Annotated in this window: 13 protein-coding genes and 1 other annotated feature; all 13 genes read left to right on the top strand. The window is 49.5% G+C overall.

All coding sequences use genetic code 11. The features are described from left to right. The first annotated feature begins 2 nt into the window (after positions 1-2). The gene (locus FYJ45_RS10610; protein WP_021636827.1) at positions 3-230 is read left to right on the top strand and encodes an acyl carrier protein; all 228 of its coding nucleotides are present in this window, start codon (positions 3-5) and stop codon (positions 228-230) included. Beyond that, a complete protein-coding gene (locus FYJ45_RS10605; RefSeq protein WP_154464552.1) occupies positions 231-899 on the top strand; it encodes a 4'-phosphopantetheinyl transferase family protein in 669 nt (222 codons plus the stop codon). 567 nt (positions 900-1,466) lie between these two features. Next, complete coding sequence (gene rpmG / locus FYJ45_RS10600) at positions 1,467-1,616, top strand: 50S ribosomal protein L33 (protein WP_009256180.1); 150 nt, start codon at positions 1,467-1,469, stop codon at positions 1,614-1,616. Positions 1,617-1,645: 29 nt separating this feature from the next. Next, a complete protein-coding gene (gene secE, locus FYJ45_RS10595; RefSeq protein ID WP_021636830.1) occupies positions 1,646-1,852 on the top strand; it encodes a preprotein translocase subunit SecE in 207 nt (68 codons plus the stop codon). Positions 1,853-1,867: 15 nt separating this feature from the next. After that, positions 1,868-2,386: a transcription termination/antitermination protein NusG gene (gene nusG, locus FYJ45_RS10590; protein WP_021636831.1), complete on the top strand. Its 519-nt coding sequence runs from the start codon at positions 1,868-1,870 to the stop codon at positions 2,384-2,386. Between the two features lie 145 nt (positions 2,387-2,531). After that, positions 2,532-2,957, top strand: a complete 426-nt coding sequence (rplK, locus tag FYJ45_RS10585; RefSeq protein ID WP_021636833.1) for a 50S ribosomal protein L11 — start codon at positions 2,532-2,534, stop codon at positions 2,955-2,957. A gap of 89 nt (positions 2,958-3,046) precedes the next feature. Then, positions 3,047-3,736 carry a 50S ribosomal protein L1 gene (gene rplA, locus FYJ45_RS10580; protein ID WP_021636834.1) on the top strand — a complete coding sequence of 230 codons (690 nt, stop codon included), beginning with the start codon at positions 3,047-3,049 and terminating at the stop codon, positions 3,734-3,736. A 124-nt stretch (positions 3,737-3,860) separates the two neighbouring features. Further along, positions 3,861-5,186, top strand: coding sequence for a CapA family protein (locus FYJ45_RS10575; RefSeq protein ID WP_235930754.1), 1,326 nt, complete (start codon positions 3,861-3,863; stop codon positions 5,184-5,186). A 21-nt stretch (positions 5,187-5,207) separates the two neighbouring features. Beyond that, positions 5,208-6,338: a DUF6709 family protein gene (locus FYJ45_RS10570; protein ID WP_154464551.1), complete on the top strand. Its 1,131-nt coding sequence runs from the start codon at positions 5,208-5,210 to the stop codon at positions 6,336-6,338. A gap of 20 nt (positions 6,339-6,358) precedes the next feature. After that, positions 6,359-8,209 (top strand): hypothetical protein, encoded by a 1,851-nt coding sequence (locus tag FYJ45_RS10565; RefSeq protein WP_154464550.1) that lies wholly within the window; start codon positions 6,359-6,361, stop codon positions 8,207-8,209. 102 nt (positions 8,210-8,311) lie between these two features. After that, positions 8,312-8,460, top strand: a sequence feature (ribosomal protein L10 leader region). Positions 8,461-8,544: 84 nt separating this feature from the next. Next, positions 8,545-9,111, top strand: a complete 567-nt coding sequence (gene rplJ / locus FYJ45_RS10560; RefSeq protein ID WP_154464549.1) for a 50S ribosomal protein L10 — start codon at positions 8,545-8,547, stop codon at positions 9,109-9,111. Positions 9,112-9,166: 55 nt separating this feature from the next. Further along, the gene (gene rplL / locus FYJ45_RS10555) at positions 9,167-9,544 is read left to right on the top strand and encodes a 50S ribosomal protein L7/L12 (RefSeq protein WP_021636840.1); all 378 of its coding nucleotides are present in this window, start codon (positions 9,167-9,169) and stop codon (positions 9,542-9,544) included. Between the two features lie 349 nt (positions 9,545-9,893). Further along, positions 9,894-13,754, top strand: a complete 3,861-nt coding sequence (gene rpoB, locus FYJ45_RS10550) for a DNA-directed RNA polymerase subunit beta (protein WP_021636842.1) — start codon at positions 9,894-9,896, stop codon at positions 13,752-13,754. The last annotated feature ends 55 nt before the right edge of the window (positions 13,755-13,809 follow it).

The raw sequence follows: 13,809 nt of genomic DNA, 5'->3' as shown, positions 1-13,809 counted from the left end.
TCGTGCTGGAACTCATTCAGAAGATTGTTTTCCACGTTACCGGAAAAACGAATCTCAACTATGAAACGGACTTCGTCCAGGATCTGGGCCTGAATTCTTTTGAACTTATGAATATTGTAAGCGCATTTGAGGAATATTTTGATACGACGATACCCACCCGGGACGTCTGGAAGCTGCATCAGGTAAAGGACGTCATCGCCTACATGCAGGAAAGAGGACTTGAAGTATAAATGGAAACACAAAAAGGGGAAATCGTCCTCTATATCTACCATATAAAAGGAAACAAAAACGAAAATAAAAATGAAAACGGAGCCTCCGGCAAAATACTGGCAGAGGATACGCCCAAACAACAGGCAAAGCTCCTTTCCTCTGCCCTCCTCGCCCGCGCAGCCACCCACTACCTGACGCAGCACAGCCCCGCCTGCCTTTCATTTGCCCCCGGCCAGCCGCCCGCCCCATCCTGGCGCACACAAAAAGGCAGCCATGGCAAGCCCTACTTCCCCGACTGCCCCTGGCTCCACTTTTCCATCAGCCACAGCGGCGAATACTGGGCCTGCGCCATGGCTCCCACTGAAGTGGGCCTGGATCTCCAGCTCCACACCAAAGGAAGAAAAGAACGCATATCCTCCCGTTTTTTCCACCCCCAGGAAAACGAATACCTCCGACGCTGCGCCTACCGTGACTTTTTCGACATCTGGGCCGCCAAAGAAAGCTACGTCAAATACACCGGCCAGGGCATCGACGAAAACTTCGCCTCCTTCACCGCCGCCGCCCCAACCGCCCCCGCCGCCGAAATCAACGGCGCCCAACTAAAATCCATCCCCTTCCATCCAGACTACAGCCTCTCCCTCTGCGCCCCCCGCATCGACAACGTCATAATTCATTACGAAACGCAGTGAGTGACACAATCGGCCGGACACAGGCATCTCTGCGAGCGCCCAGCATATCACATAAGTTCAGGGCGGCCGGGATTTTGTATGAGGCTTGGGCGGCGGAGCGGTGGCGGGGCAGGGGGCGGACGGGGGAAGGGCGGGGGCCGGGTTTTTCATGGGACCATCTTCAGGCCATGGAGATGAGACTTAAAAATTGTGGAAGGACCCTGACACAATTTTTCGCCCAAGGCTCATCGCAATGCCCGGCCTGACTGGCCCATGAAAAACCCGGCCCCCGCCCTTCCCCCGTCCGCCCCCTGCCCCGCCACCGCTCCGCCGCCCAAGCCTCATACAAAATCCTCCCTCCCTCCTCTAAAAAAGCTTGACTTTCGGCGGTACTGTGTGCTATAGTCATAAGGCGAGATGAGATTTAGGTCTTTTTTTTATGCTTAAAATTCCGAAAAGACCAGTTATGTCAATAGCCCGTGAGGGTGTTGACCACGGGCGGTTGTCGGCGTTCAGAGAATGAATCAAGACGAGAAGCTTACGTGAGACAATATAGGTTAACAGAGAAAAAGGTGGAGGTGGAATACCATGCGTACAAGAATCACATTGGCATGTACAGAGTGCAAGCAGCGTAACTACAACACAACAAAGGATAAGAAGACACATCCTGACAGAATGGAAACAAGCAAGTACTGCAGATTCTGCAAGAAGCACACAACGCACAAAGAAACCAAATAATCAGCCAGACGGACAGAGAGGTGCAGGTAATGGGAAATTCCTCAAGTGAAGAAAAGACGTCCAAGCCGAAATTCTTTGATGGTGTGAAAGCAGAATTCAAGAAAGTCACATGGCCGGACAGAGAACTGCTGTTGAAACAGTCCGCCGCTGTTGTAGGAATTTCAATTGTACTCGGAGGCATCATTGCCGTTTTGGACATGATCCTTCAGTATGCAGTTGATTTCCTTGTAAAATAACAGTGGGGTGAACGTATGGCAGAAGCAAACTGGTATGTGGTCCACACTTATTCCGGATATGAGAATAAGGTAAAGGCCAACATTGAAAAGACAATTGAGAACAGGCACCTGGAAGAAGAAATTCTGGAGGTCCGTGTCCCCATGCAGGATGTTGTGGAGATGAAGAACGGAGCTAAGAAAACAGTCCAGAAGAAGATGTTCCCCGGCTATGTCCTGATTAACATGGTCATGAATGATGATACCTGGTATGTCGTACGTAATACCAGAGGCGTGACAGGGTTTGTAGGACCGGGAAGCAAACCGGTGCCGCTTACAGAAGCGGAAATGAAGCCGCTTGGCATTAAAACGGAGAATGTTTCCATTGATTTTGCAGAGGGCGATACCATCGTCGTTGTTGCAGGAGCATGGAAGGATACGGTCGGGCTTGTGCAGAGAATTGACTACGGCAAGCAGACCGCTACGATAAATGTAGAGCTGTTCGGAAGGGAAACCCCTGTGGAAATCAGCTTTGCAGAGGTTCGTAAATTACAATAGTCTGACGTTTAATGGAGAAATCCGTTAAACTGTGGAAGCAGTGCCCTGGCTCCGCCGGAGGTTTCCCGGAAGGGGACGGGCCGCGCGTTTGAAACGCGTGCATTATGGCTGCGCCATACCACATTATATTTAGGAGGTGCCTGACATGGCAAAGAAAGTTACAGGATACATCAAGTTACAGATTCCTGCTGGTAAAGCGACACCAGCTCCCCCGGTTGGTCCTGCTCTTGGACAGCACGGTGTTAATATCGTTGAATTTACCAAGCAGTTCAATGCAAGAACAGCAGATAAGGGAGATTTAATCATCCCTGTTGTAATTACTGTTTACGCAGACAGAAGCTTCAGCTTTGTAACAAAGACTCCGCCTGCTGCAGTACTGCTGAAGAAAGCATGCAATCTGAAGTCCGGTTCCGGTGCGCCGAACAAGACCAAAGTTGCAACTATCTCCAAGGACAAGGTTAAGGAAATCGCAGAAATGAAGATGCCTGACCTCAATGCTGCCTCTCTGGAATCAGCTATGAGCATGATCGCCGGTACGGCAAGAAGCATGGGTATTGTAGTAGAAGACTAAAACTGATTAATTGGGAGCAGTATTCCGGCCCGGAGCCTTCCGCGCCGAAAACAAAAGTACTGCGTTAATAACCAACGGAGGAATTGAAAATGAAACATGGTAAAAAATACAGCGAAGCTGCTAAATTAGTAGACCGCGCTACCGCTTATGAACCCACCGATGCCATCGCATTAGCAAAGAAAACAGCAACAGCCAAATTTGATGAGACCATCGAAGTTCATATCAGAACAGGCTGTGACGGACGTCATGCTGAGCAGCAGATCCGTGGTGCTGTTGTGCTTCCTAACGGAACCGGTAAAACCGTTAAGGTTCTGGTATTCGCCAAAGGAGATAAAGTAAACGAAGCAGAAGCTGCCGGCGCAGATTATGTTGGCGGCGATGAGCTCATCCCCAGAATTCAGAATGAAGGCTGGCTTGATTTTGACGTTGTTGTAGCTACTCCTGATATGATGGGTGTAGTTGGACGTCTTGGTAAGGTTCTCGGACCGAAAGGCTTAATGCCCAACCCGAAGGCCGGTACCGTAACAATGGACGTTACCAAAGCTATCAACGATATCAAAGCCGGTAAGATCGAATACAGACTTGATAAGTCCAACATCGTTCATGTGCCGATCGGAAAAGCTTCCTTCACAGAAGAAAAGCTGGAAGAGAACTTCAACGCTCTTATGGATGCTATCGTAAAGGCAAAACCTTCAGCTCTGAAGGGACAGTATTTAAGAAGCATCACCCTGGCTTCCACAATGGGCCCTGGCGTAAAGGTATCTGTTGCTAAATATTAATTTTATAGATGAAGAAACAGGCGCAGCCGGATTGAACGGCTGCGCTTTTTTTGTTCCTGGAGAAATATGTGCGGCAGAATTTTACAGGCTTGACGTAATGGCGTTTACCCCTGATAATAATAGCATGGAAAGAAAGACTGAGGTACAGAGGGGGATTGTACTGCAGAAAAGAAAGAAGGTGATGGACATGGCAGGGAAAAGAAAGAGAAGAAAGAACGGGAGAGTAAGCATCTTTTTGCTGACTATGCTCATCACCATTGCCGTGGGCAGCGTGGTATTGCTTGTGAGCTGGGCTTTCCTGGGAAACAGGGGAATGGTTCTGGCGGCTGTGACCGTGGAGGGTGAAGTGTTCTCGCTGTTCGGCGGAAATGACGCGGAAACGGAAACGGCCGCAGAAACAGAACAGGGGAAGTATGCGGATATCCTCAATAACCCGGAGCTTATGGCACAGCAGAACATCTATACTATAACGCCTGCGGCTGAAGGCGAGGTATCCCTTGTTTTTGCCGGCGATATTCTGTTTGATGACGGCTACAGCATTATGGCCAAAATGAAGAGCAGAGGACAGGGGATTGAAGGAAGCATTGATTCCGGACTGCTGGGAGTGATGCGGGACACGGATATTTTTATGGTGAACAATGAATTTACCTATACCAAAAGAGGCGCGCCCACTCCGGGAAAGGCCTTCACCTTCCGGGCCGATCCGGCCCATGCGTCGCTTCTGCATGACATGGGGGTGGATCTGGTGTCCCTTGCCAACAACCACGCCTACGATTACGGCGAGGTTTCCCTGACGGATACGCTTGATACGCTGCAGTCCATCGGGATGCCCTATGCAGGGGCGGGCAGGAATCTGGCGGAGGCGGTGCGGCCCGTCTACTATATCGCCGGAGATTTAAAAATTGCCTTTCTTTCCGCAACACAGATAGAAAGAGTGGACAACCCCGACACCAAAGGGGCCACGGAAACCTCTCCCGGTGTATTCCGGTGCAGGGATGTGGACATGCTGCTTCAGGCTGTTTCGGAAGCAAAAGCAAACAGCGATTTTGTGGTTGTCTACATTCACTGGGGAACGGAAAGCACCACCGAGCTGGACTGGGCGCAAAAGGAACAGGCGCCCCGGATTGCGGCTGCCGGGGCAGATTTGATTATAGGCGACCATCCCCATGTCCTTCAGGGGATAGACTATATCGGGAATACGCCGGTTATCTACAGCCTGGGCAATTTCCTTTTTAACTCCAAAACACAGGACACCTGTCTTGTAAGGGCGATCCTGGATGAGGAATCGGGCAGCCTGAAAAGCTTCCAGTTTATCCCGGCTCTGCAGAAGGACTGCAGGACAACAATACACGAGGGAACAGAAAAAGCCAGAGTCATCGGCCATATGCGCAGCCTGTCACCAAAGGTGCAGATAGATGAGGAAGGCTATGTTGCTGTTCCGGAAAACTAGAGAAATACGAGGGAAGAGAAAATGTTGGACATACTGAAGAAAAAGTCAAGAAAATCCTTGACGATAAGAGCTATTATATCTATCGTTGTTGTCATCGGCCTTCTGGCCCTGACTAAATTCGCTGTTTTTGATGTGATTACCGGTCCCGCCGAACTTGACGTAACCGCCGATCCTGAGCAGTATGAGGGGAAATACGTAACGATTGAGGTGGAAAATTTCCTTACGGATTATGTGGAGCACACCACCACAACGACAAATACCAAAACCGGTTCCAAAAGCACTTCGGTGGATGGAAACAGCTATATTGTTTTCAATGCGGTTGATGATTATGAAAACAATTCTTCCATCTGGTATTACTATAGTATTTATATGAAAAAGAGCCAGAAAAACGAGCTTTATGACCTGATTGACGATACCTGGAATTACTGGGGCGATGAAACCAATACGGTGGCTCCTCCGGCAACGCTGAAGGTAACCGGTACATGGACGAAGCTGGAATCACAGCTTGAGAGGTATTACAAAGAAACATTAACTGAGATGGGCATCGAGGAAAGCAGCTATGACGTGGTTTACCTTTATACAATTGACACCGCCAAAATCGGAGGACAGTCGGTGGTATTCTTCTGGGTATGCATGGCGGCGGCGCTCCTCCTTCTGATTTATTTCATCGTTAATGTTGTTGGTATTTTCAGCAACAGGTATGCTGGCAAAATCAATACCTACCTGCACAATAACCCTTCCGTATCCCTGGCTGCAATTGAAGCGGATTTTGCCCAGGCCCATCCGATAGGAAAGAATACATGGGTTGGCAGAAAATGGACGGTTTACGTAGAGGGGCCCAAGGCGAACATACTGGCCAACAGGGACCTGGTATGGGGCTATTATTTCAAGCAGACGGGAAAATACAGCGTCAGCCAGCTCCGCGTTTTTAATATGGCAAAGAAAATGATCTCCATCAATCTTTCTGAGGATGAAGCGCATGAGGCACTGAAATACTATGCCGAGGAACAGCCGCATATGATCGTGGGCTATACCAAGGAGCTGGAAACCAGTTTCCAGAAAAATTTTACTGAATTCCTGAATCTTAAGTATAATCCTGCCATTAACGCAGAGCAGGCAGATCCGTATTTCGGGAATAACACCAGTTTTTAACTGACAGTACAGGAGGCCGGATGAACCGATATACTTTTTGTTTCACCAAAAAAGAACTGAAGGAATTTTCCATACGGGCGGTTCTGGAGCAATATCGCAGACGGGGCCGTGTCTGGGTGATTCTCCTGCTGCTTTGCGTGCTGGAAGCGTTTATCAGCCCGGCCTTCAGCGTTGTTATCCTGTTTTTGTTTGCGGCGGCGCTGGGAGTTGATATGTTTCGCACCTGCCGCTTCCTGGAAAAGGAACATTTCCTGGAAAAACGGATTCTGTGGGTGGAGGACGGCCTGCTGAAAAGCAGTGCGTGCGGCGCAGGGGAAATACCCTGCAGCCGCATCAATATTATAGTAAAAAGCAAAAACCTTCTCATGCTGGGGTATTCCCAGTCGAAAAGGCAGATTGTATGGTATCCCCTGCCTTTGCGTGTGTTTGAAAACGCCGGGGAGCTGGAGCGGTTCCGGGAGCTTTTCGGAAAACCGGAAAACCCCGCCGCAGGCTGGAGCGCCGGAATGGGGCGGCAGCCGCAGACAGGCGCTGTGTTTTCCTTTACATTTCCGGTGGATGAGGAAAAGTGGATTTCCATTTATAAGAATGCCTTAATGACCATCAATTCCGGAACGCTTGGCTTCCCGCAGAATATGAAGACCTTTCTTGGCGTATATGGCGTTGTATTTGTCGTGGCAGGCTTGTTCTGGTTTTTCAGGTCTGGCGACCATACGCCAGTGTTTCCGGCGGCGCTGTTTCTCATGCTTGTTTTCCTCATGCTGTTTCGGTGGAAGTCGGACCCGGAAAAAACTATCCGCAAACAGGTGAGGAACGGTACCCTGCAGAACGATATTTACGGCGTCTGGGAACTTCATTTAATGGAGGAAGGCGTCATACAGATCATGGCGGGCCGGAGCAGGAGCTTCCTAAAGTGGGAGGAATTCGGCTGGCTGGTGGAAACAGATGAAGAATTTTTTCTGTTTAAGAAGAATAAAGTTCAGTTCATACCGATTCTGAAGGAAGGGATTCAAAGCTATCAGCAGGCGGAAGCCATGTGCAGGTTCTGTGAAAGCAGGGGGATTGCCGGCCTGCCGTCAAAACGCATGAAATATCTGCCGGGCTGGTTTTTTTACGTTGGCCTGGCCTTTGTGCTGCTGGCCATGTTTGCGGTCGGGATCTGGAGCGGCTTTGCCAGAGACAGACAGCGGGCGGAAGCGCAGAAAGAAGCGGCCGCCTATGCGGATAATGAATGGACGGAAGCCTTTGACCCTGCGGACTATCCTGATTATGTGCCGCTGGACGGACAGGTAGAGACGCTTCGTTCCCTTGGATTTTCCATCACGGATCAGCTGGCGGACAGGGTGCGTGGGGTGATGGAGGATGACATGACGCGTGTGTATGTGGAAGGCTATCCCTATACCTGGCTTCTGACTGAGCTGGGCGTGCCTTCCAGGGATGAAAACGGCCGGGTTTCCGGTTATCCGGAGGAGGTGTTCTGGTTTGATTTTGAAGGCTGGGATATCAGCAACGATTATACGGAGGTGCTGGAGGGAATGCTGGCGCTTGCCGGGGACAGCCCGCTGGAGGATGTGACGGAGATCTCGGAGGATACCGAAAATATGGATTGGGAAGCCGGCAGCGGAAGCATAACGGTTAAGCTTCTGTGGAAAGGGCGTAGCTGCTCCTGGGATATGGATGTGGAGTATGACTGGATCGATCCGGATATCCTTGGGGTATTCAACGGGTTGCTGGAACAGACGGATGCGGCGGAGCGTTTTTATGTCATCGGGGATAACGGGCAGGGAGCGCTTGTATTTTACCGCACTGCCGAATGGGCGCAGGCTTTTGAAAAAGCCACCGGCCTTATGCCTGAGGCCCCTGTTGTCTGAAGCTGATGGAAAAATAAAGCACAATCAATGTATTCAAAAAAAGTGTCAATATAAAACACAAAAAAATGTTGACAAACATTACAGCATGTGATAGTCTGAGAAAGGTCGCAAGCGGCCATGCCGAAGACAGCAGGTACCGGTATTCCGGTATAAGAAAACAGCGCCTGCCGAGGAAAAGAGTTGACGATTGTAACGGTTTATCCGTAACTTATCCTCTCTGTGTCTTCGCAGAGAGGTTTTTTTATATCCGGCTGCAGCTCAGGCTGACGGCACCGGCGTAAACTCCTTTTCGGCACTGAACTTGTTTTCAGAAAAATCTATAAGGAGGTAAAGAAATGGCAAAGGTTGAACTTAAAGCACCTGTAGTTGCAGAGATTTCCGAAGCGATTAAGGATGCGCAGTCAGTCGTACTGGTTGACTACCGCGGACTTACCGTAGAACAGGATACAGCTCTTCGTAAACAGCTTCGTGAAGCGGGAATCAACTACAAAGTTTACAAGAACACAATGATGAACTTTGCTTTCAAGGGAACAGACTTTGAAGCACTGGCACCTTTCCTGGAAGGACCCAGCGCAATTGCAATTTCCAATACGGATGCTACCGCACCCGCCAGAGAACTTGCTAAATTCGCAAAGACTGCAAACAAGCTTGAAATCAAAGCCGGCGTAGTAGAAGGCACTATGTATGATGCGAAGGGAATGGCGGAAATCTCCCTGATTCCTTCCAGAGACGAACTGCTCTCCAAACTGCTTGGAAGCATCCAGTCTCCTATTACCAACTTTGCACGCGTTATGAAGCAGCTGGCTGAAAAAGGCGGCGCCGGAGCATGCGAAGCACCCGTAGCACAGGAAGAAGCAGCAGAGGCACCCGCAGCAGAAGCTGCACCTGAAACTGCTGAATAATCAGTACATTAGCAGATAAATCAATTTTAAACAAATTAAATGGAGGTAAAATAAAATGGCTAAATTATCCACTCAGGAAATTATTGATGCAATCAAAGAATTATCCGTATTAGAATTAAATGATCTTGTAAAAGCATGTGAAGAAGAATTCGGTGTATCCGCAGCAGCAGGCGTTGTAGTTGCAGCAGCAGGTGCCGGCGCAGCTGAAGCAGCTGAAGAGAAGACAGAATTCGACGTAGAGCTGACAGAAGTTGGCCCTAACAAGGTTAAGGTTATCAAAGTTGTTCGTGAAGTAACCGGTCTTGGCCTGAAAGAAGCTAAGGACGTTGTTGACGGCGCTCCCAAGGTTGTTAAGGAAGCTGCTTCCAAGCAGGATGCTGATGACATCAAAGCTAAACTGGAAGCTGAAGGCGCTAAAGTTACTCTTAAATAATCGGAGTATCTTTCGAAAACGAAATGACTTGTCAGGAACCTTTGCCTGCTGCTTTATGCCAGCACGGCAGAGGTTTCTTTTTATTTATCCACAATATTACAAAAATTTTGGTTGACTTCCCATTTTTCTTGTAGTAGAATGGATAGTGCACTATTGTGGTAAGTTATGCTATTTTTGTGCGTAAAACCGATAAACTAATATCAAGCTGCCTGTTGGCGGGTTACATTACTGCCTGCGGCCGCCTATTCGTTTGCCATTCAGAGGGTGTGACATCAGGTTTTTCTGCGGTAAAGAAGTGCCTCCTTGGGAACGAATGGCAAACAAATCATAAGAACGGGGTGAAATGTCAATGGAAAAGAACAGAATACGTCCAATTGCCACCGGCAAGAATATGCGTATGAGTTATTCACGGCAGAAGGAAGTTTTGGAGATGCCGAACCTGATTGAAGTTCAGAAGAATTCCTATCAGTGGTTCCTCGATGAAGGCCTGAAAGAGGTCTTTGACGATATCTCTCCAATAGAAGATTACAGTGGCCATTTAAGCCTGGAATTCGTGGATTTCGAACTGTGCGAAGACGATGTGAAGTATTCTATCGAGAAATGTAAGGAAAGAGACGCCACATTTGCGGCCCCCTTAAAGGTTAAGGTACGTCTTTACAATAAAGAAAAAGAAGAGATTACAGAGCATGAAATCTTCATGGGCGATCTGCCCTTGATGACTGAGACAGGAACCTTCGTTATTAACGGCGCAGAACGTGTTATCGTCAGCCAGCTTGTTCGTTCCCCTGGCATTTATTATGGAATCGGCCATGATAAGATCGGTAAGAGGCTTTACAGCTGTACGGTGATCCCCAACCGTGGTGCGTGGCTGGAATACGAGACGGATTCCAACGACGTTTTCTACGTTCGTGTGGACAGGACGAGGAAAGTCCCGATCACGGTTCTGATTCGTGCGCTGGGTGTCGGTACCAATGATGAAATCAGAGAACTGTTTGGTGATGAACCCAAGATTGAAGCGAGTTTTGCCAAGGACACTGCTGAGAATTATCAGGAGGGTCTGTTAGAGTTATATAAGAAAATACGTCCCGGCGAGCCTCTCAGCGTGGAAAGCGCGGAGAGCTTAATCAATGCCATGTTCTTCGACCCCAGAAGATATGATTTGGCGAAAGTCGGCAGATATAAATTCAATAAGAAGCTGATGCTCAGAAACAGAATCCGCGGCCATATCCTGGCTGAGGATGTGATTGACACCACAACAGGGGAGCTTCTTGCCGCAGCGGGAACCAAGGTGACGGCTGAACTGGCGGACACCATCCAGAACAGTGCGGTTCCTTTTGTATATATTGAGACAGAGGAGCGCAATGTAAAGGTGCTCTCCAGCATGATGGTTGACATCACACATTATGTGGACTGTGATCCAAAAGAACTGGGCGTTACCGAGCTGGTATATTATCCTGTCCTGGCGCAGATCCTGGAAGAGTATTCTGCGGATCCGGAAGAGCTGGCAGAGGCCATCCGGAAGAACATCCATGAGCTGATCCCGAAGCATATTACGAAGGAAGATATCATCGCTTCCATTAACTATAACATCCATCTGGAATACGGCATCGGCAACGATGACGATATCGACCATCTGGGCAACAGGCGTATCAGGGCTGTGGGCGAGCTGCTCCAGAACCAGTACCGTATCGGTCTGTCCAGAATGGAAAGAGTGGTCCGTGAAAGAATGACCACGCATGATGCGGAAGAAATTTCTCCGCAGGTTCTGATCAACATTAAACCGGTACAGGCTGCCGTGAAGGAATTCTTCGGTTCCTCCCAGCTGTCCCAGTTCATGGATCAGAACAACCCGCTGGGCGAGCTGACCCATAAGAGACGTCTGTCCGCTTTGGGACCCGGCGGTTTGAGCCGTGACCGTGCCGGATTCGAGGTACGTGACGTACATTACTCCCATTACGGAAGGATGTGCCCTATCGAGACGCCTGAAGGACCCAACATCGGTCTGATCAACTCTCTGGCATGTTATGCAAGAATTAACGAATACGGTTTCGTGGAAGCACCCTACCGTAAGATTGATAAAACGGACCCGATGAATCCCAGGGTTACCGAGGATGTTGTCTATATGACAGCTGATGAAGAAGATAATTACCATGTGGCACAGGCGAACGAGGCCCTGGATGCGGAAGGGCATTTCGTGAGAAATACCGTATCCGGCCGTTACCGTGAAGAGACGCAGGAATATCCCAAGACCATGTTTGATTACATGGATGTATCTCCCAAGATGGTGTTCTCCGTAGCTACAGCCCTCATTCCTTTCCTGGAAAACGACGATGCCAACCGTGCGCTGATGGGATCCAACATGCAGCGTCAGGCGGTGCCGCTGCTCACCACGGAAGCGCCGGCGGTAGGAACCGGTATGGAAGTGAAGGCAGCCGTTGACTCAGGTGTCTGCGTTGTTGCCAGAAAGCCCGGTATTATCGACTATGTATCCTCCAACCTGATCAAGATGACCTGTGATGACGGTGAGAAGGTTGAATACCATCTTACAAAGTTTTCACGAAGCAACCAGAGCAACTGCTACAACCAGAGACCCATCGTATTCAAGGGCAACCATGTTTCCGCGGGCCAGGTAATCGCAGACGGCCCTTCCACTTCAGAAGGCGAGCTGGCGCTGGGCAAGAACCCTCTCATCGGTTTCATGACCTGGGAAGGTTACAATTACGAGGATGCTGTTCTTTTAAGTGAGAGACTGGTACAGGAGGATGTATATACATCCGTCCATATTGAAGAATACGAAGCGGAAGCCAGAGATACAAAGTTGGGGCCGGAAGAAATCACAAGAGACGTTCCCGGTGTGGGTGATGAAGCCCTGAAGGATCTGGACGACAGAGGAATTATCCGCATCGGTGCAGAGGTCCGTGCAGGCGATATCCTTGTGGGCAAGGTAACTCCCAAGGGAGAAACCGAACTGACGGCTGAAGAAAGGCTTCTGCGTGCCATTTTCGGTGAGAAGGCAAGAGAAGTAAGGGATACGTCCCTGAAGGTGCCTCACGGCGAATACGGTATCATTGTGGATGCCAAGGTATTTACGAGGGAAAACGGCGATGAGCTTTCTCCCGGTGTGAATCAGGCAGTGCGTATTTACATCGCACAGAAGAGAAAGATTTCCGTAGGTGACAAGATGGCAGGCCGTCACGGCAACAAGGGTGTTGTTTCCCGTGTGCTTCCCGTGGAGGATATGCCTTACCTGCCCAACGGACGCCCGCTTGATATCGTACTGAATCCTCTGGGCGTGCCTTCCCGTATGAATATCGGACAGGTACTGGAAATCCATCTGTCCCTGGCAGCCAAGGCACTGGGCTTTAACGTGGCAACACCGGTATTTGACGGCGCCAATGAAAATGATATTATGGATACCCTTGACCTGGCAAACGATTACGTGAACCTGGAATGGGAAGAATTTGAAGCAAAGCATAAAGATGAGCTGCGTCCTGAAGTATTCCAGTACCTGTCTCTGAACAGAGATCACAGAGAACTCTGGAAGGGCGTGCCCATCAGCAGGGACGGAAAGGTAAGGCTTCGTGACGGCCGTACCGGAGAGTATTTTGACAGCCCGGTAACAATCGGACACATGCATTACCTGAAGCTGCACCATCTAGTAGACGATAAGATCCATGCGCGTTCCACCGGCCCTTATTCCCTTGTAACACAGCAGCCTCTGGGCGGTAAAGCGCAGTTCGGCGGCCAGCGTTTCGGGGAAATGGAAGTTTGGGCGCTGGAAGCATACGGCGCTGCTTACACTCTGCAGGAAATCCTGACAGTGAAGTCCGACGATGTCGTGGGACGTGTGAAGACTTACGAAGCCATTATCAAGGGTGAAAATATCCCTGAGCCCGGCATTCCGGAATCCTTCAAGGTTCTGCTGAAGGAGCTGCAGTCTCTTGCGCTGGATGTTAAGGTTCTGCGTGAGGACAATACGGAAGTGGAAATCATGGAAACGGTGGACTACGGTGATACGGATTACCGCTACGAAATCGAAGGTGACTCCAAAGGTTATGAGAAGTATGAAAAAGATTCTCTTGGCGAACTCGGTTACCAGCATCAGGAATTCGACGATAAGAGCGGAGAACTGGTGACTGCTGAAGAAGAGGAGCCTGAAGATGACCTGGAATTCGATATAGATGAGAATTTCGAGGAAATCGAAGAATAATCTGCATCTGTATGGAAAATGAACGGCCTGCGCAGGGCAGGCCCGTTCATCCGGA

This window comes from Eisenbergiella porci, assembly GCF_009696275.1.
GTDB classification, from domain to species: Bacteria; Bacillota; Clostridia; order Lachnospirales; family Lachnospiraceae; genus Eisenbergiella; species Eisenbergiella porci.
The sequence above is the reverse complement of the archived record's forward strand: the minus strand, read 5'-3'. Positions and strand labels throughout refer to the sequence as shown.

Coding starts and splice junctions, on each gene's coding strand:
- FYJ45_RS10605 (WP_154464552.1), top strand. CDS start 231: ATGGAAACACAAAAAGGGGAAATCGTCCTCTATATCTACCATATAAAA.
- rpoB (WP_021636842.1), top strand. CDS start 9,894: ATGGAAAAGAACAGAATACGTCCAATTGCCACCGGCAAGAATATGCGT.
- rpmG (WP_009256180.1), top strand. CDS start 1,467: ATGCGTACAAGAATCACATTGGCATGTACAGAGTGCAAGCAGCGTAAC.
- rplJ (WP_154464549.1), top strand. CDS start 8,545: ATGGCAAAGGTTGAACTTAAAGCACCTGTAGTTGCAGAGATTTCCGAA.
- secE (WP_021636830.1), top strand. CDS start 1,646: ATGGGAAATTCCTCAAGTGAAGAAAAGACGTCCAAGCCGAAATTCTTT.
- rplK (WP_021636833.1), top strand. CDS start 2,532: ATGGCAAAGAAAGTTACAGGATACATCAAGTTACAGATTCCTGCTGGT.
- FYJ45_RS10565 (WP_154464550.1), top strand. CDS start 6,359: ATGAACCGATATACTTTTTGTTTCACCAAAAAAGAACTGAAGGAATTT.
- FYJ45_RS10575 (WP_235930754.1), top strand. CDS start 3,861: ATGGAAAGAAAGACTGAGGTACAGAGGGGGATTGTACTGCAGAAAAGA.
- rplL (WP_021636840.1), top strand. CDS start 9,167: ATGGCTAAATTATCCACTCAGGAAATTATTGATGCAATCAAAGAATTA.
- FYJ45_RS10570 (WP_154464551.1), top strand. CDS start 5,208: ATGTTGGACATACTGAAGAAAAAGTCAAGAAAATCCTTGACGATAAGA.
- rplA (WP_021636834.1), top strand. CDS start 3,047: ATGAAACATGGTAAAAAATACAGCGAAGCTGCTAAATTAGTAGACCGC.
- nusG (WP_021636831.1), top strand. CDS start 1,868: ATGGCAGAAGCAAACTGGTATGTGGTCCACACTTATTCCGGATATGAG.